This is a genomic window from Kitasatospora sp. NPDC058965 (genome assembly GCF_042741245.1).
In the GTDB taxonomy this organism is placed as follows: Bacteria; Actinomycetota; Actinomycetes; order Streptomycetales; family Streptomycetaceae; genus Kitasatospora.
Genome location: NZ_JBHYKG010000119.1, coordinates 1 through 24488, shown reverse-complemented (window position 1 = coordinate 24488; position 24488 = coordinate 1). Strand labels below are relative to the sequence as shown.

At 72.4% G+C, this 24488-nt stretch carries 15 protein-coding genes; 10 read left to right on the top strand and 5 right to left on the bottom strand.

The annotated features are described in order from the left end of the window. Window positions 1-194: 194 nt before the first annotated feature. On the top strand, window positions 195-971 hold the full coding sequence (locus ACFW1A_RS20500) for an arylamine N-acetyltransferase (protein ID WP_380410538.1): 777 nt from the start codon (window positions 195-197) through the stop codon (window positions 969-971). Between the two features lie 28 nt (window positions 972-999). Here ACFW1A_RS20500 and ACFW1A_RS20495 read toward each other — a convergent pair whose 3' ends face one another. Then, on the bottom strand, window positions 1000-2016 hold the full coding sequence (locus ACFW1A_RS20495) for a hypothetical protein (RefSeq protein WP_380410537.1): 1017 nt from the start codon (window positions 2014-2016) through the stop codon (window positions 1000-1002). 282 nt (window positions 2017-2298) lie between these two features. Here ACFW1A_RS20495 and ACFW1A_RS20490 point away from each other — a divergent pair, with 282 nt between their 5' ends. Further along, window positions 2299-2976 (top strand): hypothetical protein, encoded by a 678-nt coding sequence (locus ACFW1A_RS20490; protein WP_380410536.1) that lies wholly within the window; start codon window positions 2299-2301, stop codon window positions 2974-2976. A gap of 28 nt (window positions 2977-3004) precedes the next feature. Here the strand turns inward: ACFW1A_RS20490 and ACFW1A_RS20485 are convergent, their stop codons facing one another. After that, window positions 3005-3940, bottom strand: a complete 936-nt coding sequence (locus tag ACFW1A_RS20485; RefSeq protein ID WP_380410535.1) for a 2-hydroxyacid dehydrogenase — start codon at window positions 3938-3940, stop codon at window positions 3005-3007. A gap of 86 nt (window positions 3941-4026) precedes the next feature. On the opposite strand from ACFW1A_RS20485, the gene ACFW1A_RS20480 reads away from it, so the two are divergent. From ACFW1A_RS20480 to ACFW1A_RS20470, 3 genes are read left to right on the top strand one after another with little or no spacing between them, the layout of a single operon-like run. Beyond that, a complete protein-coding gene (locus tag ACFW1A_RS20480; RefSeq protein ID WP_380410534.1) occupies window positions 4027-5505 on the top strand; it encodes an SDR family NAD(P)-dependent oxidoreductase in 1479 nt (492 codons plus the stop codon). Beyond that, complete coding sequence (locus ACFW1A_RS20475) at window positions 5502-5972, top strand: NUDIX domain-containing protein (protein ID WP_380410533.1); 471 nt, start codon at window positions 5502-5504, stop codon at window positions 5970-5972. Before ACFW1A_RS20480 ends, ACFW1A_RS20475 begins: the two co-directional genes overlap by 4 nt. 11 nt (window positions 5973-5983) lie before the next feature. Then, window positions 5984-6622: a DUF6629 family protein gene (locus ACFW1A_RS20470; protein ID WP_380410532.1), complete on the top strand. Its 639-nt coding sequence runs from the start codon at window positions 5984-5986 to the stop codon at window positions 6620-6622. On the opposite strand, the gene ACFW1A_RS20465 is transcribed toward ACFW1A_RS20470, so the two are convergent. Beyond that, a complete protein-coding gene (locus ACFW1A_RS20465) occupies window positions 6607-7176 on the bottom strand; it encodes an EF-hand domain-containing protein (RefSeq protein WP_380410531.1) in 570 nt (189 codons plus the stop codon). The genes ACFW1A_RS20470 and ACFW1A_RS20465 overlap by 16 nt on opposite strands. Window positions 7177-7293: 117 nt before the next feature. On the opposite strand from ACFW1A_RS20465, the gene ACFW1A_RS20460 reads away from it, so the two are divergent. Next, window positions 7294-8538, top strand: a complete 1245-nt coding sequence (locus ACFW1A_RS20460) for an MFS transporter (RefSeq protein WP_380410530.1) — start codon at window positions 7294-7296, stop codon at window positions 8536-8538. Between the two features lie 33 nt (window positions 8539-8571). Next, a complete protein-coding gene (locus ACFW1A_RS20455) occupies window positions 8572-9225 on the top strand; it encodes a hypothetical protein (RefSeq protein ID WP_380410529.1) in 654 nt (217 codons plus the stop codon). A gap of 9 nt (window positions 9226-9234) precedes the next feature. On the opposite strand, the gene ACFW1A_RS20450 is transcribed toward ACFW1A_RS20455, so the two are convergent. Next, on the bottom strand, window positions 9235-10092 hold the full coding sequence (locus tag ACFW1A_RS20450) for a hypothetical protein (protein WP_380410528.1): 858 nt from the start codon (window positions 10090-10092) through the stop codon (window positions 9235-9237). A gap of 87 nt (window positions 10093-10179) precedes the next feature. Here ACFW1A_RS20450 and ACFW1A_RS20445 point away from each other — a divergent pair, with 87 nt between their 5' ends. Beyond that, on the top strand, window positions 10180-11541 hold the full coding sequence (locus ACFW1A_RS20445) for a PLP-dependent aminotransferase family protein (RefSeq protein ID WP_380410527.1): 1362 nt from the start codon (window positions 10180-10182) through the stop codon (window positions 11539-11541). Window positions 11542-11610: 69 nt separating this feature from the next. Here ACFW1A_RS20445 and ACFW1A_RS20440 read toward each other — a convergent pair whose 3' ends face one another. Beyond that, window positions 11611-16257, bottom strand: a complete 4647-nt coding sequence (locus tag ACFW1A_RS20440; protein WP_380410526.1) for a ricin-type beta-trefoil lectin domain protein — start codon at window positions 16255-16257, stop codon at window positions 11611-11613. Window positions 16258-16715: 458 nt separating this feature from the next. Between ACFW1A_RS20440 and ACFW1A_RS20435 the strand changes: the two genes are divergently transcribed. After that, complete coding sequence (locus tag ACFW1A_RS20435) at window positions 16716-23996, top strand: polymorphic toxin-type HINT domain-containing protein (protein ID WP_380410525.1); 7281 nt, start codon at window positions 16716-16718, stop codon at window positions 23994-23996. Next, on the top strand, window positions 23996-24391 hold the full coding sequence (locus ACFW1A_RS20430) for a hypothetical protein (protein WP_380410524.1): 396 nt from the start codon (window positions 23996-23998) through the stop codon (window positions 24389-24391). The genes ACFW1A_RS20435 and ACFW1A_RS20430 overlap by 1 nt, the downstream gene beginning before the upstream one ends. The last annotated feature ends 97 nt before the right edge of the window (window positions 24392-24488 follow it).

The window sequence follows — 24488 nt, the reverse complement described above, 5'->3', positions numbered from 1 at the left end:
GGTCGCCGACCGGGTGCGCGCTGCGGCGGCCGGGGTCGACGCGGTGGTGCTGGCCCAGGCGTCGATGGACCCGGCGGTCGCCCTGCTCGCCGACCTGCCGGTGCCGGTGCTGACCAGCCCGCGGCTGGCGGTGCGCCGCGCCCTCGGCCTGGACTGACCCACCCCCACTCGGAGAGAAGAGAGAGGCGGGCCCGATGGACCGCGCACGCGTCGACGCCTACCTGGACCGGATCGGGGCCGACCGGCCCGCCCGACCGGACCTGGCCGGCCTGCGCGCCCTGCAGGGCGCGCACCTGGCCGCCGTGCCGTTCGAGAGCCTGAGCGTGCACCTGGGCGAGCCGATCGTGCTGGAGCCGGACGCGCTGGTGGCCAAGCTGGTCGACCGCCGGCGCGGCGGCTTCTGCTACGAGCTCAACGGCGCCTTCGCCGCGCTGCTCACCGCCCTGGGGTACCGGGTGGAGCTGCTCGCCGCCCGGGTGTACCAGGGCGAGGCGGCCGGTCCGCCGTTCGACCACCTGGCGCTGCGGATGGAGCTCGACGAGCCGTGGCTGGCCGACGTGGGCTTCGGCCGGTTCAGCGCCGGCCCGCTGCGACTGGCGGAGCGCGGGGACCAGGCGGACCGCTTCGGCACCTTCCGGGTGGTCGAACAGGGTCCGGACCTGGACGTGAGCTGCGACGGGAAGCTCCAGTACCGCCTGGACCGGCGGGCCTACGCGCTGGCCGACTTCGCGCCCACCTGCTGGTACCAGGCCACCTCGCCCGCCTCGCCCTTCACCCGGCAGGCGATGTGCTCCATCACCACCCCCACCGGCCGCACCACCCTGACCGCCGGCCGCCTGATCCGCACCACCGACGCCAGCGACCGCACCGAACAGGAGCTGCCCACCGAGGAGGAGCAGGCCGCCGCGTACCGCGAGCACTTCGGCATCGCACTGACGGCGGCGGAGGTCAAGCAGCTGAACCAGCGCTAGGGGCCCGCCGCCGCCGGGGCGCGGGCCGTCAGGAGCCGACCACCAGCGGGCCGACCAGGTCGCTGGCGAAGCCGAGCTTGGTGGCCCAGGTGGGCCACGAACCGCCGTCGCTGGCGCCCCAGCCGTGGTCCATGTCGAAGCTCACCTCGCGCTTCGACACCCCGGTGAGGTCGATCAGGAGACTCGGCGCGAAGGCCTGCTCGATGACCGTGCCCGTGTTCAGCTTGCTGGTCGCGAAGGTGAGCACCACCTTCTCGATCGGCACGATCCCCACCATGCCGGTGCCGAACAGCGGGAAGGCGCAGATCGGCGGGGCCGCCCCGGGCGAACCCGCAGTGGCCGCCTGGCCGATCCCGCAGGTGTACCTGACGCCGGTCACGTTCGCGATCTCGATCGACCCGGGGTCGCCGACGACCGTGTCCTTGCTGTAGGGCACGTTCCACCGCTCGCCCAGGGTCATCGGGGTCTGGGTGTCCTTCGTGATGTGCGACTTGTCGTCGATGTCGACCGTGGTCGAGATGTAGCCGACGTAGTCGACCTGCCAGGAGAGCACGAAGTCGTGCTGGAAGTTGGTGTCGGTGAACCAGACCAGCGGCTTGCCCTTCTGGGACGACTCCACCGCCTTGAAGCCGAAGATCGAGTACCCGTTGTCGTTGAGCTCCTTGCGCGTGGCGTCGGACAGGGTGACGGTGACCGCGTACTCCGTGGCACCGACCGCGGGCAGCGTCAGGTGGTTGACGAACTCGCCGCGGACCGCGCCGGGGCCGCCCTGCTGCTCGCCGGTGGGATCGAACTTGAAGGTCCACCGGCTGCCCGGGTCCGTCACACCGGTCGCCGTTCCGATCGCGGTGACGAACCTGTTCTCGTTCAACGACACGTCGAGCCCGATCCGGTCCCGCTCGGGATCCGTGATCTTCGTGAAGCTGTAACTCGTGACACCCATCGCCTTCAGGGCCTTCCCGACCTGGGTCTCGGTCGGGAGCACGGTCTGGCCGGTCTTGAGTCCGATGAGGATTCGGTAAGCGTACTTTTTGTCCTGGTCCATGATTCCTCACAGGGGTCCGGTGCCGACGAAGAAACCGTCCGGCACGTGATTTCCGGAATGGTTGACGGACATGGTGCACACATAGATCGTCGACGATCTACCGAATCGGACCGAGCTGCGCCCATTTCACCCGTACGGCCCCACCCCGGCTCGGCCGCCCGAGTGGCCACCGGTCGCCACACGGCTTTCTCTCCCAGTCAGTTGGCATTCGCGGCAACACTCTCCCCAGGGTGGCCGCACTCGCGGCCGGCCACGGCACGAATCGACCGACGGAGGCCAGGAATGGCGGATTACCGGGTGCGGGTGACCTTGTCCCAAGCCAGCCAGCAGAAAGTTCACGATCTCGGCCTGTCGCTTTATGTCCTCAAAGCAGTCTGTACGAACAGTCTGGGCGATCCCCTGATCTGGACATCGACGAGCAGCTTCCTGGACACCCTGGAAGTCAGCTGGCAACCGGTCTATTCCGCCTACGTGTCCACCGGGGGCCTGCCGAGCGCGGCCGCGGACGTCGAGATCCACGAGGAGACGATCGTGCCGGTGCAGCTCGGCCAGCGCTGGCAGGCGCCCGATCGCGACAAGCTGTTCGTCGGCGGCACCCCGGGGGCCGTGGAGATCTGCTCGGACACCCCCTACAGCTGCGGGCTCGCCCAGTCGGAGAGCGGCGGTCAGGCCCGGCCGGTCTGCGGCCTGACCCTCACCGCGCAGGGCATGGTCACGGTCACCCCGACCCAGCGGATCCTGCTGATGTTCTCCCCCGACCGGCTCGCGCTCGGCCGGGTCGTGCGCGAGGCCTCGGGGCCCGCGCTGCTCGTGGACGCGGCCGACGCCCCTGACGGCCTGCGCGAGCTGGCCTTCGACCCCGATGCCGGTTGGAGCACCGGCACCGGTCCGTGGCCGACCTGGGCCCAGCGGGTGAGCGGGGGCCAGTCGGTCGGGACCCTGCTGGTCGCTCCCTGCTGACGGTCCGTCCGCCCCCGTCGGGCACGGCTCAGCGGCTGATCACGTTCACCAGCGGCTCGCCCTTGGCGAAGCGCTCCAGCTGAGCCGCGACCAGGCGCTCGGCGCGCGGCAGGAAGGCGCTGGAGCTGCCGCCCACGTGCGGCGTGATCAGCACCCCGGGGGCGTGCCAGAGCGGGTGGCCGGCCGGCAGCGGCTCGGGGTCGGTGACGTCGAGGGCGGCGCGCAGCCGGCCGGCGGTCAGCTCGGCCAGCAGCGCGTCGGTGCGCACCACCGGGCCGCGGGCCACGTTCACCAGCAGCGCGCCGTCGCGCATCGCGGCCAGGAACGCGGCGTCCACCAGGCCCGTGGTCCCGGGGGTCAGCGGCACGGCGAGGATCACCACGTCGGCCCGCGGGAGCAGCTCCGGCAGCGCGGTGAACCCGTGCACCGGCCCGGCCGGCACCGAGCGCGCGCTGCGGGCCACCCGCTCCACCACCACCTCGAAGGGCCGCAGCCGGTCCTCGATCGCCGCGCCCACCGAGCCGTACCCGACGATCAGCACCGTCCGGTCGGCCAGCGCCGGGTAGAAGCCCGCCCGCCACTGCTCGGCGTCCTGCCCGCGCACGAAGCCGGGGATGTCGCGCAGCGCGGCCAGCGTGAGCGTCAGCGCCAGCTCGGCGGTCGAGGCCTCGTGCACGCCGCGCGCGTTGCACAGCGTGACCCCCGCCGGCAGGTGCGGGGCGATGTCGTCGACCCCGGCGGTCTGCGTCTGCACCACCTTCAGCCGCTCCATCGCCGGCAGCAGCGGCAGCACCGAGCCGGTGCGCAGGTACGGGGTGACCAGCAGCTCGACCCGGGCCAGCAGCTCGGCCGGCGGCGGTCCGGGCCGCCCGTCGCAGGTCTCGCCGTCGAACAGGTGCACCTCCAGGCCCGGCACCTCGGCGGGACGGGGCAGCAGCACCACGGGCTCGGTGTCACAGATCATGCCCGCAATCTACCCACGCCGTTTGGCCGCTCGCGGGCCACTCCGTACGATTCAACGGGTCGACCGGGAGATACGAGGAACCACGCATGGCCACGGCAGCGCAGCAGCAGGACGAGCACGAGGCGGAGTACGGGCCGGGCATCGAACCCGAGCGCCTGCAGTTCTGCCTCGACGTCCTGGCCGAACTGGACGACCTGCCGGTGGACCACCCGGACGCGATCGCCGTGCGCCGCGCCGTGGCCGGCATCTTCCGCACCGTGAAGCAGCGCCGCCGCCAGGAGACCCGGGCCCGCAAGACCGCCAACGACCGCGAGGTGACCGCCCGCACCGCCACCGGCGCGGCGGGGCGGATCGACGACGAGACGGCCGGCGTCTTCGGCCTGTCCTCCAGCACCCCGCTGGGCGAGATCGCCGGGATCCTGGAGCGCCCCCGCTCCTGCTACATCTGCAAGCAGCGGTTCGTCGAGGTCGACTCCTTCTACCACCAGCTCTGCCCGTCCTGCGCCCGCTCCAGCCGGGGCCGGCGCGAGGCCCGGGTGGACCTGACCGGCCGTCGGGCGCTGCTCACCGGCGGCCGGGCCAAGATCGGCATGTACATCGCGCTGCGCCTGCTGCGCGACGGCGCGCACACCACGATCACCACCCGGTTCCCGAACGACGCGATCCGCCGGTTCAGCGAGATGCCGGACAGCGCGGACTGGCTGCACCGCCTCAAGGTGGTCGGCATCGACCTGCGCGACCCCGCCCAGGTGGTGGCGCTGGCCGACTCGGTGGCCGCCGAGGGCCCGCTGGACATCCTGATCAACAACGCCGCGCAGACCGTGCGCCGCTCCCCCGCCGCCTACTCCGAGCTGATCGCGGCCGAGTCGGCGCCGCTGCCGGCCGGTGAGCTGCCGGCCTTCGAGGTGATCGGCTCCTTCGGCAGCGGCAGCGTGGACCGCCCGGCGCTGCCCGGCGCCCGGCAGGCGCTGACCGCGCAGGAGGTGACCTCGCTGGCGCTGGTCACCGGCTCGGCCTCGCCGGCCCGGATCGAGGCGGGCACCGCGATCGACGCGGGCGGCCTGGTGCCGGACCTGACGGACACCAACAGCTGGGTGCAGACGGTCGAGGAGATCGACCCGATCGAGCTGCTGGAGGTCCAGCTCTGCAACTCGACCGCGCCGTTCATCCTGGTCAGCCGGCTGCGCAAGGCGCTGGCCGCCTCGCCGGCCCGGCGCAAGTACGTGGTGAACGTCTCCGCGATGGAGGGCCAGTTCAGCCGCAACTACAAGGGCGCCGGCCACCCGCACACCAACATGGCCAAGGCCGCGCTCAACATGCTGACCCGGACCAGCGCGCAGGAGATGCTGGAGGTCGACCGGATCCTGATGACCGCGGTGGACACCGGCTGGATCACCGACGAGCGCCCGCACCCGGACAAGATGCGGCTGCACGACGAGGGCTTCCACGCCCCGCTGGACCTGGTGGACGGCGCGGCCCGGGTGTACGACCCGATCGTGCGCGGCGAGCAGGGCGAGGACCTGTACGGCTGCTTCCTCAAGGACTTCGAGCCCTCGGCGTGGTGAGCCCGGGCACCCCGCTGATCGGTGCGGGCGTGATCGTGCCCTCCACCGACGGGCGTTCGGTGCTGGTCGGGCGCCGCACGGTGGCCGGCGAGCCGCCGACCTGGAGCCTGCCGGGCGGCAAGGTGGACGCGCCCGGCGAGTCCTTCGAGGCCGCCGCGGCGCGCGAACTGGCCGAGGAGACCGGGATCGTGCTGCCGGCCGGGCGGATGCGGGTGCTCGGAGTGGTGCTGGACCACGTCGACGGGCGGCCGCGACTGACCGCCGCCGTGCTGGCGCCGCCCAGCGACGCGGTGGCCGAGGTCACCGAGCCGCTGGTCTGCGCCGGTTGGGAGCGGCGGCCGGTGGACGCTTTGCCGGAGCCGATGTTCGGCCCGTCGGGCTGGGTGCTGGCGCAGTGGCTGCCCGACGCCCCCGAACTGCCGCCCGGCGTCCACGCGTACGGCGTGTCGGCGGTGTACCACCGCTAGGCTCTGGCCCCATGTGCTGGAGTGCCGAGGCGGATCTGGTCGCGGGGGCGGTGGTCGGCGGGCTCGGTGTCCTCTGCCTGGCCCGGGTGCGGCGGGCGCGGGACGTGCCGATGGCCGCGCTGCCGCTCGTGCTGGGCGTCCACCAGCTGATCGAGGCCGCGGTCTGGCGCGGGGTGGACGGCGAACTGGGCGGCCCGGCCGCGCTGCTGGCCCGCACCGCCTGGGCCGCGATCGCGCTGCCGCTGCTGCCCGCGCTGGTGCCGCTGGGCGTCTGGAGCGCCGGGCCGCGCACCCGGCGGACGGCGGCCTTCGCCGGTCTCGGGTGCGCGGTCGCGGCGGCGCTGGCGGTGGTGCTGGTGCTGCACCCGGTGACCGCCCGCGAGCACGGCCGCACCCTCACCTACGCGATCGGGATCCCGTACGCGCCGGTGCTGCTGGCGGGCTACCTGCTCGCCACGATCGGGGCGCTGCTGGCCGGCGGTGATCCGGGGTTGCGCCGGTTGGGCCTGCTCACCGGCGCGGCCGCGCTGGTGACCGGGCTGCTCTGGCGGGTCGCGTTCATCTCCACCTGGTGCGCGCTGGCCGCGCTGGTCAGCGTGGTGCTGCTGCGCTGGGTCGGGCGCCCGGAGCCGGCTCAGGCGCTCGGCTGACCGAAGTCCCGCCCGGTCCACCAGTTGCCCGGCGCACCCGGGTCGCGGCTGGTCCAGTACTCCACGATCGCCGCGATGAACTCACCGGCCGACAGCCGGCCGTCACCGTCGCGGTCCAGGTGGGCGAAGGCGGTGTCGGCCTCGGCCCGGGTCAGGGCGGGGAAGTGCGCGCGCTGGAAGGTGAAGAACTCGTCCGCGTCGACGGTTCCGCTGCTGTCGGTGTCGGCCACCTCCAGGAACGCCTCGGCCAGTTGGCCGAGCACCGCGCGGGCCGCCACCGGGTCGTCGGCCAGCGTGACCGTGGAGGCCATGAACTCGGCGCGCCCGAGCGTCTGTTGGCCGGCCGGCAGGTGGGGCAGGTGCACGTCGCGCCAGATCGCGGTGTAGGCGGCCACGATCCGGGCCTCGGCCGGCGAGCCGACCTTGTGCCCGAGCGAGCGGGCCACGGACTCCCCCATCAGCACGTGGTCGGCCTCGGTGAGTCTGCCGTCCCCGTCGGCGTCCAAGTGGTCGAACCCGTGCGCGATCTTCGCAGTGAGCAGCTCGTCGGACATCCCTGTTTTTCCTGACGCTCGGTCAACTGTGGTGCCACACAGGGTATCTGAGACTCGCGCGGGCACCACCCCCGGCCCGCCGACGGGTGCACGAACTGTTCCTGCTAGCCTGCGGCCATGATCGTGCGGGGGTTCGGCCGACGGCTCGCGGGGGCGCTGCCGCCCGCCGGGCCGCAGCGCGCCATGGTGCTGTCCAGCGTCGCCAACCGGATCGGCAACGGCCTGTTCAACAGTGCCTCGGCACTCTATTTCACCCGGGTCGTCCACCTGCCCGCGACGCAGGTCGGACTCGGGCTCACCGTGGCCGGCCTGGTCGGGCTGCTGGCCGGCGTCCCGGCCGGGTACCTGGCGGACCGGCGCGGGCCGCGCACCGTCATGCTGGTGACGCTGGCCGCCCAGACCCTGACCATGCTGGCCTTCCTGCTGATCCGCGACTGGTGGGCCTTCACCGTGGTCGCCGCGCTGGACACGCTGGCGCTGTCCGCCAACAACGCCGCGCGCGGCGCCGTCATCGCCCGGGTGGGCGGCGAGCAGCCGGCCGCGTTCCGGGCCCGGCTGCGGACCTTCGTCAACCTCGGCGTGGTGGTGGGCACGCTGGGCGCGGCCGTCGCGGTCCAGCGGGACACCCCCGGCGCCTACACCGCGCTGGTCCTCGGCAACGCGGCCAGCTACGTGGTCTGCGGGCTGCTGCTGTTGCGGGTGCCGGACTACCCGCCGCTGCCCCGCCCGCCGCGGCAGCGTGCCCGGGTGGCGGTGCTGGGCGACCGGCCGTTCCTCTGCTTCGCGGCGGTCAACGGGGCGATGGGGCTGCAGTACACCGTGGTCTCACTGGTGCTGCCGATCTGGATCGCCGCGCACACCCAGGCGCCGCGCTGGACGGTGGCGGCGGTCAACGCGGTCAACGCCGCGGCCTGCCTGGCGCTGCAGACCCGGATCGGCCGGCGGGTGGAGACGCCGGCGCAGGGCGGGCGGGCGCTGCGCCGGGCCGGCCTGCTCTTCCTGGCCAGCTGCCCGCTGCTGGCGCTCACCGCGCGGGTGCAGGCCTGGCCGGCGGCCGTGCTGCTGGTCGTCGCGATCGTGCTGCACAGCCTGGGCGAGGTCTACGAGTCGTCGGCGGGCTTCGCCCTCGGCTTCGGCCTGGCGCCCGAGCACGCGCAGGGCGAGTACCAGGGTCTGCTGGGCCTGGGCTTCGACCTGGGCCAGGCGATCGGGCCGGCGCTGCTGACCACGCTCTGCCTGGGCCTGGGCGAAGGCGGCTGGCTGGCGCTCGGCGTGGGCTTCGCGGTGCTGGGCGCCACCGGGCCGGCCCTGGCGGGCTGGGGGCTGCGGACCCGGCCCGATCCGCTGGCCCAACCCGCCTGACCGTTCCGGCGATCCACGGAGAGGTGTGTCGACGTGTCGGACCCCCACCCCCTGCTGGGGTACTTCCTGGCCGCGGCCGACGACGCGTTCCCGGCCGTGGACGGCGCGGTGACCGTGCTGCCGCCGCTGCCGGACGGACTGGAGTGCTCGGTCGCGTTCACCGGCCACGCGGTGCTGGCCACCGGCCTGACGCCCGCGCAGGTCGCGGCGGGCGGGGCGGACGGGTTCGGCGGCTCGCTGACCCCGGACTTCCTGCGGCTGCTGGCCGGCGAGCGGGGCTGGATCGGCGTGCTGGACGCCACCCTGGTCGCCCGCGGCACCGGCGGGGCGCCCGCGCTGCCCGAGCGGGCCGGCCTGGACGGGCACCACCGGGTGCGGCACGCCCGCGCGCTGCGCCGGGACGTCCGGGTGCACGGGGACGCGCGCGGCTTCGTCACCCTGGCGGCCGGGCTGGCCGGGCGCCCGGAGCTGGGCGTCGAGCTGGACGCCCCGGGCGCGGGCGCGCCGGGCCTGGGGCGGGGCCTGCTGCGCGACGCCCTCACCCTGGTCCCGGCCGGCGAGCCGGTCTTCGCGGCGGTCTCCCCGGGCAACGCGCGCTCGCTGCGGTCCTTCCTGGCCGCGGGGTTCCGCCCGATCGGCAGCGAGGTGATCCTCCGCCCGGACCGGTCCGGGCGGGCCCCGGCCTAGGGTCGCGGCCTAGGGTCGCGGCACGCCGATCGGGTTCGGCACCGGGACCACCTGGTCGTCGATCAGCCGGCGGCTCAGCGGCGCCGCCAGCTCGATCGCCCGGGCCACGCCCACCTCGCCGAGCAGCATCACCGGGTCCGCGGCGAGCCGGTCGGTGGCGGTCTCCAGGTCCCGGCGCAGGATCCCGCCCGACTTGGTGAGCCGCCCGGCCCGGTCCAGCAGCCCGCGCGCAACCAGTCGGCGGCGGGCCTGCTCCCACTCCTCCTCCGTCCAGCCCCGGGTCCGCCGGATCAGCTCGCCCGGCACGGCGCCGGTGGCGACGTGGGTGAGCCCGGCCTCCAGGCCGGACAGTCCCGCGTGGGTCACCGCGACCACGTGGCCGTCGCCGCGGTGCTCGCGCAGCACGGTGGCCGCCAGCCAGAGCCGGTCCAGCAGGTCGGTCGGCGGCTCCAGCCCGGCCCACCCGGCCGCGAGCGGCCGCCCCTCGAAGGCGCAGCCGCGCACCGCCAGCTCCAGCAGCTCCACCAGCTCGGGCACGCCCGACCGGTCGGCCGGCAGGGTGCGCTCCAGCGCCACCCGGACCGCGGCCTGCCGGGTCGCCAGCACCCGCTCCGGCGCGACCAGCTCCCAGGCGGCGGGCAGCGCGTACCCGACCTTGCGCGGCGCGAAGGCGAAGAACTGCGAGGCGGCCGCCGGACCGCCGAGACGCCCGAGCGGGGCGATCCGCCCGGCGAAGTACCCCATCCACCACCCCGTCAGGCCCACCGCGCGGGCCGCCTCGGCGGGCTCGGGGGTGAAGTAGACCAGCGCGTGCAGCGGCTCGACCGCCTCCCAGAAACGGCGGGCGAGGGTGGGGCTGGGCTGCATGGATCGGCACCTTTCGGCTGTCGGACGGCTTGTCGCCCCCCAGCGTGGACCTTGTCCGCCGGCCCGCGACAGTGCCAATCTGACCGAATGGACCAGGATCTCGGCTGGTGGGTGCGGGTCGCCCTGGACGGCTGGCGGCACCGCCGCGGCCCGCGCTACCGGCGCATCGCCGCCACCCTGGCCGAGGCCGCCGCCCGCCGGGTGGTCCGCCCGGGTGACCGGCTGCCGCCGGAGCGCCTGCTCGCCGACGCCCTCGCGGTCAGCCGGGGCACCGTGGTGCGGGCCTACCAGGAGCTGGCCGAGCAGCAGCTGGTCGAGCGGCGCCAGGGCTCCGGCACCTACCTGCGGCGACCGCCCGTCCCACCGCCCTCGACGGCTCCGCAGCCGCCGGCGCCGGACGTCGACCTGATCGATCTTTCGCTCCCGGTCCCCGGGAGCGCGGCGCACCTGCCCGCCGTCGGGGCGCTGCCCGCCCTGGACGGGTACGGGCACGGGGTGCACCCGGCGGGGCTGCCCGAGCTGCGGGAGGCGCTGGCGGAGCACCTGAGCTCGTGGCTGCGGCTGCCCACCGCCCCGGAGCAGCTGATCGTGACGGCCGGCAGCGGCCAGGCGCTCGCGCTGCTCGGTGCGGCGCTGCCGACGCCCGGGCGCCCGCTGCTCACGGGGTGCCCCGGGCGGCCCGGGCTGGCCGACCTGCTGCCCGGTCACCCGGCGGTCGGCCTGCCGCTGGGCCCGCAGGGGCAGCTGGACCTGGCCGCGGTGGACCGCGCCGCCCGCCGCGCGCCCGCCCCGGTCCTGCTGCTGGACGGCGCGGCGCACCAGGTGCCGCCGACCCGGCACGCCGAGCTGCTCGCCCTGCCCCGGCGGCACGGCGCGGTACTGGTGGAGGACCTCTCGCAGCCGACCGCCGGCCGGACTCCGCTCGCCGCCCTCGACCCCGGCGCGGTGGCCCTCGGCTCGCTCTCCGCCACCTTCTGGGCCGGACTGCGGATCGGCTGGCTGCGCGCCGAACCGGAGCTGCTGGAGCGGGTATTGGCACTGCGTCAGGACCTGGCGCCCGCCGTACCGGGCCAGTTGCTGGCCGTCGAGCTGCTCCGCGCCGCCGACCCGGGCTGGCACCGGCACCAGGAACGGACGCGCGCCGACCAACGGGCCCTGCTGGAAGGGGCGCTGGCCGAGCAGCTGCCCGGCTGGCGGGTGCACCCGGTCCCGGTCGGACTCGCGCTGCGGGTCCAGCTGCCGGTGACCGACGCCACCACCTTCGCCCACCTGGCCGCCACCCGGTTCGGCGTCCGCACCACCGCGGGGGCCGCCGCCTGCCTGGACGGGCGGCACCTGGCCGAACTGCGCCTCGGCTACGCCCGCTCCCCCGGCACCCTGCGCGCCGCCGTGGACCGCCTGCGCGCCGCCTGGCAGGAGCACACCCGCCAACTGGCCGCCAGCCCGTGAGAAAACGGGGCCGGCCCCTCCGCCAGGGAGGGGCCGGCCCGCAGGACGACTACCGGATCGGCTGCCGGACTAGTTCGGCGCCACCCAGAGCTGCGCCGGGGTCTGGTTGCAGTCCCAGATCTTCAACTGGGTCCCCGCGACGCCCGAGTTGACGTCCGCGCAGCGCCCGGTCAGCGGGTTCCACAGCGAGCCGTCGGTCGGGTCGTACTGCCACTGCTGGTTCCCGGTCCCGTTGCACTGGTAGAGCTGGATCAGGGTGCCGTTCGCGTTGACGCCGCCCGTGATGTCCATGCACTTGCCGTTGATGGTCAGGGTGCCGTTGGCCTGGAAGGTCCACTGCTGGGCGGTGGCGACACCGTCGCAGGTCCACACCTGGACCTTGGTGCCGTTGGCGGTACCGGAGTTGTTGTCGTCCAGGCACAGGTTCTTCGCCAGCGAGACCACCGTGCCGGTGGTCACCGCCGGGGTGCTGCGGGCGGCCGAGACCCAGCCCTGGGCGTTGGTGCCGTTGCAGTCGAAGATCTCCAACTGGACGCCGTTGGTCGTGCTGTCGTTCGGGTCGTCCAGGCAGCGGCCGGCGTTGTCGTTGTAGATCGAGCCGTCGTTGACGACCTCCCAGATCTGGTTGGCGGCACCGGTGCAGGTGGCCAGGTCGATCTTCGTGTCGTTCGCGGTGGCGGCGGTGCCGCCGGCGATGTCCAGGCACAGGTGGGTCGGCGAGACGCCGGCCCGGGTGGTGAGCTGGACGGTGCCGTCCGCCTCGAAGGTCCACTGGCTCGCACCGGCGGTGGCGCAGTCCCCGAGGACGACCGCGTTGCCGACCCCGCTGCCGGCCTGGGTGCCGTCGAACAGGCACTTGCCGGGCGTGGCCTCGTTGCTGATCTGTCCGGTCATCGGTGCCGGGACGTTGCCCCGGACCGCCGCCTGGCCCTGCGTCAGCGCCGTGGTGTAGACGGCGAGGTCGGACATCTGCCCGGTGAAGTACGAGGCCCGGGTGGTGCCGGCGGTGCCCGGCGCATTGGTCCAGGCGAGCGTGTTGAACACGCCGCCGCCCGCGAACAGCATGGTGCCGGCGTTGGTGAGCACGAAGTTGTTGGTGCCCACCACCGGGGTGTTGTTGTCGACGTAGAGCGTCTGGTTGTGGATCGCGCTGTCCACCGTCATGGTGACGGTGTGCCACTGGCCGTCGTTGACCTTGCCGGCCGAGACGATCGGCGAGATGGTCCCCGTGTTGAACTGGGCGTACAGGCGGCCGTCGGTGCCGATGTACATCAGCGGCGCGGCGGTGGTGCTCGGCGGGCTGGCGTCGGGCAGGCCGGCGCCGGTGGCGAGCAGGGCGCCGTTGGTGCCGGCGGCGGCCTGGAAGGAGAGCGAGACGGTCAGGCCCTGCAGCGGCTTGCCGGTCGGGTCCTGCAGCACGCCGCCCGCGCCGGTCGCCGGGACGTCCAGGTACCCGGAGCCGGAGTTGCCCTTGAACGAGGCGACCGCGCCGCGCAGTTGGTCGGTGCTCCAGCCGGCGGTGCCGACCGTGGTGGCGGTGGTGGAGCCGGTCCCGGTGTCCACCGCGCTGGTGCTGGAGCCGCTCGCGCCGTCGGTCAGCGGCCACTCGTGGGCCGGGGCCAGCAGGCTGTTGGTGTGCTCGGCGGTCAGCGTGGTGCCGTTGAGCACGTACGAGGTGGCGCTGCCACTGGTGCCGGCCCACAGCTCGGTGCTGCCGGCCGCGTTGATGTCGGCGGAGAACTGGGCGGGCACGGTGGTGGCGGTGAACGGGCTGGTCAGCGCCGTCCAGGTGGAGGCGGGGTCGCCGATCAGTCCGGCGGTGCTGGTCGTGGTCGCCGCGACCGCACCGGCGGCCCGGGTCGACTCCCAGATCTTGCCGGTCTGGGTGTTCAGCGCGAACAGCACGGTGTTGTTCGCGTTGCCGCCCGGCTGGGCGGTGGCGAGCAGGAAGTTGTTCCAGTCGCTGGCGCCGTCCGGCGAACTGGTCGGAGCCGACAGGGTGTAGAAACCGGAGTTGCCGTTGAAGCCGTGGTAGCCCTGGAACCCGGCGGTGCTGGAGTAGAGGTCGAGCGAGTAGCCGTTGGAGTCACCGGTGATGCCGATCAGGTCCGGCATGGTCGGCGTGGCGTTCAGGCTGGCGTTGCCGGCCGCGACCAGCTGGATCGGCGGGTTGCCGTTGGCGTCGCCCAGCCCCGCGGAGAGCGAGGCCTGGCCGGTGAAGGAGTTGAGCGGCTGGTTGGAGCCGGTGCCCAGGAGCAGCTTCACCTCGCCGGCGTAGCTGCTGCTCGGCGGGTAGGAGACCAGCACGTCCTGCACCCCGCGGCCGGTGAAGTCGCCGTGGGTGATCTGCGCGCCCGCCCAGTCGGCGGGGGTGGCGTTGATGCCGGTGCCGGTCGCGCCGATGTCGGTCGGCGGGTTGAGGGTGCCCGCGCCGTCGCTGGTGGCCAGCCACAGGCCCGGGTTGGTGGCGTTGCTGCCGACCGTCAGCAGGTCGGGCAGCGCCGCACCGGAGCCGTTCACCGCGCCGGTGATGTCACCGTCGGCGTACGGCGTGGCCGGCCGGGTCACGGTGAACTGCGCCGGGTACGGGTTGGCGCTCGGGTTGCCGCCGCTGGAGAGCGAGGTCACCGACAGCGTGTTGGGACCGATCGCGGTCAGCGGGAAGCTGATCGGGGTGCCCGCGCTGCCGGCCGTCACCTGCACCGGCGCGCCGCCGTTGACCTGGTAGCTGTACCTGGCCGGGGCGTTGCCGGTGCACGCCGTCGCCGGGGTCTGGGTGACCCCCTGGCACGGGTAGACGGTGGCCGTGCCGGTGCCGCCCAGCTGGTTCGTGGTGCTGGTCACCACCGCGTACGGGGCGCTGGGCGCGGTCGGGTTGTAGGTGAACGCGCACGGGCTGCCGGCGCTGCCCAGGCCCGTCGCCGGGCTGTTCAGCCCCTTCGGGTCGGTGGCCTGGGCGTACCAGCTGAACGCGCCGCCACTCGGGGCCCACCCCTTCAGCAGGTTCCGGGACAGCGTGATCTGGCTGATGCCGCCGGAGGCGCCGCTGGGCGAGGTGGGTGCGCCGTTCAGGCCGGTGCCGGTGTCGTAGACCGTGGTGCTGCCGTACTTGACCACGAACCTGGTGGTCAGCGTGTCGCCGTCGGGGTCGCTCGGCACCGTGCTCAGGGTCAGGTCGTCGTTGCCGACCACGGTCCGGGCGGCCACGGTGTTGCAGGCGCCGCCGGGCGAGGCGGCCGGGTACTGCGGCAGCGTCGGGTAGCGGTCGTAGGTGGTCGACATGGTGAAGTTCTTGCCGAACTCGCGCCAGCCGTTGGCGTCGTCCTCCTCGGCCCGCAGGCCGAAGGTCAGGTTGGTGACGCCGCGGCCGCTCAGCTTCGAGCTCATCCAGCTGGTGATGTCGAAGCCCACGCCGGTCTTCAGGGCGGCCGAGCAGTCGGTGCCCCAGCCGCTGGGCTGGGAGCCGATCTGGCTCAGCCAGGTGCCCGAGCTGGAGGCCCAGGTCCAGTCCGGGGAGGACGGGATGGCGCCGGTCCACCACAGGTCGGTGTTGGCGGTGGCGCAGCCGGAGGCGCTGTTCTCGGTGAGCGGGAAGCCGATCGTCGACGTGTAGATCTTCGCGCCCCACAGCGCGGAGTCGATGCCCACGTTGACGAAGGAGCGGGCCTTGAAGATCGGGCCCCAGCCCTGGTAGTCCATGTAGCCGACCGGCAGGTCGTCGGTGGAGTTCCCGACGCTGGAGTTGTCGGACACGCCGATGAAGTGGCTGGGGCCGGCCGGGCCGACCGCCGGGTCGATGAACTCCGGGAAGACCGCGTGCGGGTCGGTGAGCAGGCCCTGGTCCGGGACCAGGCTCAGGGTGCCGTCCACGGTGGCGGGGGCGCCGGCGCCGCCGTCGCCCTGGGCGCGCACCAGCGGGGCGGCCTGCTGGGAGGCGGTGGCGCGCATCTGGCGGACGTGCGCGCCGTGGGCCGGGCCGGCCGCGGTGGAGGTGGTGCGGCCGTCGTTGGCCGAGTCCCACATCCGCGGTGCGGAGGCCGCGTACAGCTCGGCCCCTCGGGGGCCGGTCCGGGCGGTCAGGCCGCCGGCCGCATCGGTGCTGACGGTCAGTCCGGTGGCGTGGGTGGCCAGCGTGAGGGTCGCCAGGCGCGGGTCGGCGGCGGCCTTGGCGTTCTTCACCACCAGGACGTCGCGGAAGCCGCCCAGGTCGGTCGCGGTGACCTGCAGGTCGACGTCCGGGATCACCCCGGCGTAGGTGGCCGTGTCGCCGGCCACGGTGGGCACGGGCAGCGCGGTGGGCCAGTCGAAGGCCAGCGTGCGGCCCTGGGTGGTCAGCTGGACCAGCGGGCCGGAGCCGCCGCCGGACAGCCGGACCCGGTCGGTGGCGACCTTGGGCGACAGCGTGCCGTCCTGGTTGCGGGTCAGTCGGGCGTCCAGGTCGGTCCAGCTGCCGTTGACCTTGGTGCGACTCGGCAGACCGGTCTGGGTGAGCGTCAGGTGCCCGGACGGATCGGCCGTCAGCTGCGAGGTCTCGGTGGTCAGCTCGTCCACCACCACCGGCTTGCCGGCCGCCTTCGCGCCGGCCTGGGCCTTGCCGATGGCCGCCGCGCGGGCCGGGTCGCCCTGGTCGGCCGGCTTGGCCGCGGTCGACGCGGGCGCCGGCGCCGGGCTCGGGGTGCTGCCCGCGGCGGCCAGCGCGACGGGGGCCGCGACCATCGTGAGAGCGGCGGCCGTGGCAGTCGCCACAGCCGCCGCGAGCAGCGCCGGAACGCGCCGAGAGAATTCTGTTCGCCTACCGTTAACCTGGAATTCTCTATTGCTTCCCGATGAATCGGATCTACGCGCACTCACGTTATCTGGATCCCCCTCTGGACTGACCACGGTTGCGTCGACCGGCAATTGAAGGGAAGGTTCCGGGGTCGCGTCAATAGTGATGATCATCACAGCGAACTTCTGGTTCCGGTGCCGAGGATCGACTTTCCCCAGAGGCCGGACGTGTGCAACCGTACGTCCCGCTCGATGACCCTGACGCCTGGTCAGGAGCCCTGCCCCGGCGCGGGTCAACCTAGACGGGGAGTTTTCTGTCCATGCGTAAATGGGGCCGTACCCATCGGCTCAGGCAAAGCCTGGCAAAATTCGCGGCGCGATCTCGACCATTCTGTGCACTGATCGCCATGTCGATCGTGGGGCCGCTCATAGCGATCGGCAACTGGATGCTGGTCGAGCACGCCGGCGTGCCCGGAATGCCGGGTGCCCATGCGGTGAAGAATGTGCGTGCGCTGTCCTACGGAAAGCCCGCGAAGCCCGACGACGGCGCGAAGACGCCGTTCCACGCCAGCGCCGTGCACTGGCCCGCGCCGGCGAACGGTACGGTGACGGTCGGCGGCACGGTCACCGCCGCCTCCACCGGCAGCGCCGGCCGCGCGAAGGTCGCCGGCACTCCGGTCTGGGCCCAGGCCGTCGCCGGCGGGCAGCCGCCGCAGCAGGTGGCGGTCCAGGTGGCCGGGCAGGACGCGGCCGCCAAGGCGGGCGTCCACGGCGTGCTGTTCACCGCCACCCCGGGCCAGGGCGACCAGAAGGTGCGGATCGGTGTCGACTACACCGCGTTCGCCCAGGCCTACGGCGGCAACTACGCCCAGGCGCTGCACCTGGTGCAACTGCCCGCCTGTGCGCTGACCACGCCTGACGTGCCGTCCTGCCGCGTGCAGACCGCACTGCCGGAGGCGGGCAACGACGCCGCCTCGAAGAGCGTCTACGCCACGCTGGACCCGGCCGCCGCGCCGAGCACCCCGGCGCACGGGGTGAGCCCGGCCGGCTACGCGCAGCAGGCCTCGTACGCCACGCCGGCCGCGGCCGGCAGTGCGGCGATGGTGCTGGCCGCCACCGCGAGCTCCAGCAGCGGCGACGGGGGCGGCGCGGGCGGCAGCTACGGGGCCACCACGCTCTCCCCGTCCGGCTCGTGGAGCGCCGGCGGGTCGACCGGCTCGTTCACCTACAGCTACCCGCTGCAGGTCCCGCCGGCCGCCTCGGACCTGGCGCCGGGCCTGGCCCTGTCCTACAGCTCCGCCTCGGTCGACGGCCAGACCGCCTCCACCCAGGCGCAGGCCAACTGGCTGGGCGACGGCTGGTCCACCCCGCTCTCGTACGTCGAGCAGTCGTTCAAGACCTGCGCCGACTCCCCCGAGGGCACCGCCTCTCCGCAGGCGACCCAGGACGAGTGCTACGACGGCCCGGTGCTGACCCTGTCGCTGGACGGCACCTCGACCCAGCTGGTCTACGACGGCAAGAACTACGTGCCGGCCAACGCCAACGGCGACGTGGTGCAGCGCATCACCGGTGCCAACAACGGCTCCGGCACCCACGACCAGGACTACTGGCAGGTCACCGACCGCACCGGCAAGGTCTTCCAGTTCGGCCGCAACCAGCTGCCCGGCTGGAGCTCGGGCAAGCCGACCACCAACTCGGTGGACACCCAGCCGGTCTACTCCGCGCACTCCGGCGACCCCTGCTACAACGCCACCTGGACCAACTCCTGGTGCACCATGGCGTTCCGCTGGAACCTGGACTACGTCACCGACGTGCACGGCAACGCGATGGCGTACTACTACAAGCAGGACACCAACGGGTACGCCCAGAACGCCAAGACCAGCAGCGCCGCCTCCTACGTGCGCGACTCGCACCTGGACCACATCGACTACGGCTTCAGCGACCCGAACGCCTACGCGACGAACGGCGGCCACGCGGCCAACCAGGTGGTCTTCACCACCGGTGACCGCTGCGCCACCCCCACCCCGTGCGGCCCGCTGAACAGCACCAATGCGCCCAACTGGCCGGACGTGCCGCAGTACTTGGCCTGCACGGTCGGTTCCTCCTGCCAGATCAGCAGCCCGTCGCGGTTCTCCACCGTCCGGCTGACCGGCATCACCACCCAGCAGTGGAACGGCACCGCCTACCAGCCGGTGGACTCCTGGGCGTTCGACAACGCGACGATGCCCGCCACCGGTGACAACACCTCACCGACCCTGTGGCTGGCCTCGATCACCCGCACCGGCCAGGACACCACCGCGGGCGGCGCGGCGGCCTCGCTCCCGGCGATGACCTTCACCGCCACCACCCAGGTGCTGCCCAACCGCGCGGACACCACCCAGTGGTCGCTGCCGCCGATGCTGCGCCACCGGATCGGCACCGTCACCACCGAGACCGGTTCGCAGATCTCGGTGACCTACGGTCAGAGCGACCCCTGCACCGCCCCGGTCACCATCGCGCCGGCGAGCAACACCTCGGACTGCTACCCGATCTACTGGACCCCGCCGGGCGACGGCTCGCAGTACCTGGACTGGTTCAACAAGTGGCTGGTCACCCAGGTCACCCAGTCCGACCCGACCGGCGGCGCGCCGACCATGAGCTCCTCGTACAAGTACCTGGACGGCGCCGCCTGGGCCTACGACGACAGCGAGCTGGCCAAGGCCAAGTACCGCACCTACAGCCAGTTCCGCGGCTACGGCCACACCCAGACCTTCACCGGCCAGGGCAACGACGCGCTCACCGAGGGCGAGGTCTACTACTACCGCGGCATGTCGCACAACAACGGCGCGCCCGCGCTGCTGCTCACCGACTCCCAGGGCGGTAAGCACGAGGACCTGGGCCAGTTGGCCGGTTCGGTGCTGGAGAGCGTCAGCTACGACTACCGGGGCAGCTCGATCGAGGGCTCCTCGATCTACTCGTACTGGGTCTCGCCGGCCCTCGCCACTCGCAGCCGGTCCAACGTCGGACTGCCCGACCTGACCGCCAACGCCATGGCCCAGGTGGAGACCTGGACGCGCGGCGCGCTCACCGACCCGACCACCCACCAGGTCACCTGGCGCACCACCGAGACCGACAACTCCTACGACACCAACGCCACTTCGCCCACCTTCGGCCTGCCGCTGGTGCAGTTCGCGCACGGCGACCTGGCCGACCCGACCCAGCAGCGCTGCACCACCACCAAGTACACCGCCCCGAACACCTCTGCCAACCTGACCGACCTGGTCAGCGAGGTCGAGACGGATGCGCTGGCCTGTGGCGGCAGCAACCCGGGCGGTGCCTCGGTGCCCGGCACCGGACAGGTGAACGCGCTGACCGCGCCGGCCACCGTCAACCGTCCCGGTGACGTGGTCTCCGACGCGCAGACGTTCTACGACAACCCGGGCCTGGCGGCCAGTTGGCCGCAGCCGGCGGACAGCACGGTCGCCGGGATGCTGGGCCAGGCGCCGGTGCACGGAAACGTGTCCGAGGAGCGGGTGCGCAGCTCCTACACCGGCAGCTCGCAGTGGCAGGTCTCCTCGGCCACCGTGTACGACGACGACTCGACCACCAACTTCTACCCGGTCGGGCTCGGGCGGGCCACCGACACGTACGACGGGATGGGCCACAAGACCCACTCCGACTACACCGTCAGCTCCGCCAACGGGCTGACCACCGGCGTCACCACCACCAACCCGCTGAACCAGGTCACGGCGACGACCATCAACACGGCGCGCGGCCTGCCGCTCACCACCACCGATGAGAACACCTGGGCCAACAACGTCAAGAACAAGACCAGCAAGGTCACCACGACGCTGCAGCACGACGGGCTCGGGCGCACCATAGCGGTCTGGACCAACGAGCGCCCGACCACGGCGCCCGCCAACTCCAAGTACACGTACCAGATCAGCAACACCGCGCCGACCGTGGTCACCACCCAGACGATGAACGACTCGCTGGGCTACATCACCTCCACGGGCATCTTCGACGCGCTGATGCGCCAGCGGCAGACCCAGCGGGAGACCCCGCAGGGCGGCCGGATGGTCACCGACAACTTCTACGACACCCACGGGTGGCTGTGGAAGGCCAACGGCGACTACTGGGACCCGGCGACGACTCCCAACAGCACCCTGGTCAGCGACGGCACCAAGCCCAACGTCACCGACGCCACCATGCCCAGCCAGACGGTGACCGCCTTCGACGGCCACGGCCGCCCGGTGCTGGCCACCTCCTACGGGATGGGCCAGGTCAAGGAACAGACCGCCACCCAGTACGACATCCTGGCCGCCGGCGGTGGGGACAAGACCGTCTCCGCGCAGCTCGACCCGGTCACCAACCAGCCGTTCACCGGCTCCCCGGTCCGGGCCAAGGTCGAGGACGCGCTGGGCCGCACCACCGAGCTGGACGACTACACCACGCTGCCCAGCGTGGCGATCACCCAGCCGACCGGTACCGTGCCGGTCACCACGGTCGCCTTCAGCGGTGGCAGTACCACCGCGAGCAACGGCAACCAGCAGGTGATCCAGTACGGCTACGACAACCTCGGCCGCCAGAACGACGTGCACAACCTGGCCGTGGACCAGCACTGGCGCACCACCTACAACATGCTGGGCCAGACGCTGACCAAGCAGGACCCGGACGCCGGCACGACCAGCAACATGCTGTACGACGCCGCCGGCCACCTGCTGCAGAGCACCGACGCCAACACCAACACGCTCTCCTACACCTTCGACCAACTGGGCCGCAAGACAGCGGAGTTCGCCGCACCGGTGAGCGGCCAGACGCCGGCCGCCCAGACCGCGGCCTGGTACTACGACAACAGCAACGCCGTGGCCGGGGTGAACAACCCGATCGGCCACCTGACCACCTCGATCGCCTTCGGCACCGGCGGCAACACGGCCGGCGCCCCGCAGTACACCACCCAGGTAAAGAGCTACAACGTGTTCGGCGAGGCCACCGGCCAGACCGTCACCATCCCCTCGACCGAGGGTGCGCTGGCGGGCAGCTACGCCTACACCCAGCTGTACACGGCCAACACCGGCCTGCCCACCACCCAGATCTACCCGGCCACCCCGAACGGCTCACTGCCGCAGGAGGGCGTGACCACCGGCTACAAGAGCAAGCTCGACCTGCCGGCCTCGCTGACCGGTTCGGTCCAGTACTCGGTGGACACCAGCTACACCGCCTACGCCCAGGTCGGCCAGATCGAGTTGGGCACCAACTCCGTCAACGCCTACCTGAGCAACACCTACGACCCGCACACCGGTGCGCTGACCGACACCAAGCTGGCGAACACCAACGTCTCCGCGACCCCGATCGACGAGACCAGCTACCAGTACGACGCGGCGGGCAACCCGGTCAGCCAGACCGAGGTCCGCGGCGGCTCCACCACCGAGACCCAGTGCTTCGGGTACGACACCCTGGACCGGCTGCACCAGGCCTGGACCACCGCGTCGCCCGCGAGCAGCTGCGGCACCGACCCGTCGACCAACGCCGGCGCGAACGTCGCCTCCGGCACCGGCGGGGCGTACTGGACTAGTTGGCAGCTCGACCCGCTGGGCCGGCGCTCCACCGAGACCGACCACGGCCTCGGCGGCGCGGCGGACAGCACCACCAACTACGTCTACAACTACAGCGGCAACGGCGCCGTGCAGCCGGACGCGCTCACCTCGGCGACCACCACCAGTGGCCCCGGCACGACGAGTTCGACCAGCTTCGCGTTCGACGCGGTGGGCAACAACACCCAGCGGGTCACCACGGTCGGCAACCAGGCGACCACCACCAACCTGAGCTGGACCCCGCAGAACAAGCTGTCGGCGGTCAACCCGACCACCGGTGGCCCGAGTTACGTCTACGACGCCGACGGCAGCCTGCTGCTGCAGAAGGACCCGGGACAGACGGTCCTCTACCTGCCCGGCGAGCAGCTCACCCTGTCGAGCGGGGCGGTCTCCACCACCCGGTTCTACTCGGTGCCGGGCGGCGGGCTGGCGGTGCGCACCAGTGCCACCAGCTACTCGTTCCAGACCGGCGACCAGCACGGCACGGTGGGCCTGACCATCGACCCGGCCTTCGGCACCCCGGTGTGGCGCCAGCAGACCCCGTACGGCGCCCCGCGCGGCACCGCGCCGAGCAGCTGGCCGGACAACCTGGGCTTCCTCAACAAGGCCCGGGACACCAGCACCGGCCTGACCATGGTCGGAGCCCGTTGGTACGACCCGGCACTCGGTCAGTTCGCCTCGCTGGACCCGGTGTTCGAAGCCACCGACGCCCAGCAGCAGAACGGCTACGGGTACGCGGGCGAGAACCCGGTCACCGGGAGCGACCCGACCGGTCTGGCGCGCAGTTGCCACGACGACACCCCGGACAGCTGCAGCCCCCAGCCCGACAACCCGGACGGCAGCTGCACGCCGAACCAGGAGTGCACCGGGGACACCATCATGGGTCAGGGCGGGAAGGACAACGGGCCGTCCGGCTACAACCCGGCCCCCATTCCGCCGCCGCCCCCGCCCGTCAAGCACGCCCCGTGCGACTGGCTCTGCTCCGGCCTCGGCTGGGTGAAGAAGCACGCCGCGCCGATCGTCGCCACAGTCGCGGCCGCCGCGGTGGGCGGGGTCTGCCTGGCCGCCACCGGCGGCGCCGGCTCGATCGCCTGCGCGGCGGCGGCAGGTGCCGTCTACAACGTGACCGACTACGCGATGAGCACGCCGATGAGCCAGTGGAGTGCCGGCTCGATGCTCAAAACCGCGGTGGAGGGCGCGGTCATCGGCGCCGCCTGTGAATTCGGGCTGGGACTGGTGGCCGCTGTCGCCAGACCCCTGCTCCGACCGCTGGGCCGGCTGGCCGCTCCCCTGGCCAGGAGCGTTGCCGAACGCGCGGGGCCGGCCGCCGAAAGCCTGCTGGGTCTGGCCAAGAGCATCGGTAACTCGACCAAGAACTTCTGCTTCGTGGCCGGCACCAAGGTGGCCGTCGAGGGCGGCTCGAAGAACATCGAGGACATCAAGGTCGGCGACAAGGTGTGGTCCGCGGACCCGGTCACCGGCAAGCGGGTCCTGAAGACCGTCACCCAGCTGTTCCAGCACCAGGCTGCATCCCTGGTCGTCCTCACCCTGGCCGGCCACCAGATCAAGGTCACTCCGAACCACGAAGTGTGGGTCGCCGACCGCGGCTGGATCGAGGCGGGCCAGGTCAAGCCCGGCGACCACATGCTCGGGTTCGACGGCACCCCGGTCCGGGTGGACTCGGTCGGCGCGGAGGACCAGCCGACCACGGTCTACAACTTCGAGGTGGCGGACACCCACACGTACTTCGTGCTGGCGGGTGACGAGCCGGTGCTGGTGCACAATATCTGTGGGAAATCGATCCCCGCAGAGATTGTCACGAACCTCAAGGAGGTGAAGGCTCCCATTCCCCTGAAGCCCTCCAAGGCCCTGCAGGCGTGGGAGGACTTCCTCGGAGAAGGCCCGTACACGAATATCCATCCTCGTACCGGCCTGCCGGATCCTGACCGGCTCGTCTCAGCGGACGGCCTTCGCAGCATCCGTATGGGAGAGCACGAGATGGGCAGCAAGCCCACCATGTTCCACTTCCACATGGAAACCTGGGACTTCATTTCCCCGACCAATGAGTGGGTAGTGGGCAACACGATGGTTCGCGTTCCATTGGGGCTGAGGTAATGAGGGTAGAAGTCACTCGGATTCTCGATGCCTCGGAAGGTCTCGTCTCCTTCCGCTGCGCACTCGGACACGCCACTGCCCGCTGGGCCGGCTCCACCCCCCTCCAGCTCGGTGAGTTCGACGTCGAGTTCGACATCCCGGAGGAGATCACCCGGTGGATCGTCCTCACCGATCCCGCTCCCGGTTCGATCGCGGGGGACGTCGAGGAGGAGACGGGTGTCTCCCTCACGGGAACCGTCGTCGATGTCGGCGAAGGAGACGATCCGGTGGTGTCGATCAGGCTTGGATCCGACATCGTCATGATCGAAGCGCCGGATCGAAAGTGGGACGTCACTCCTGGGGACGGCGTCTCCATGCAGGTCCCCGTCATCCGGATGTATCCGTACTTCCTCTGACGGCACGGGTCCCGAGCTGACATGAGCGTGGACCCGGCCGCGGTACGGAAGTTCTGATACAGGTCACGAGTGAGGGCGTCTCCCGAGCGTGTTCGGG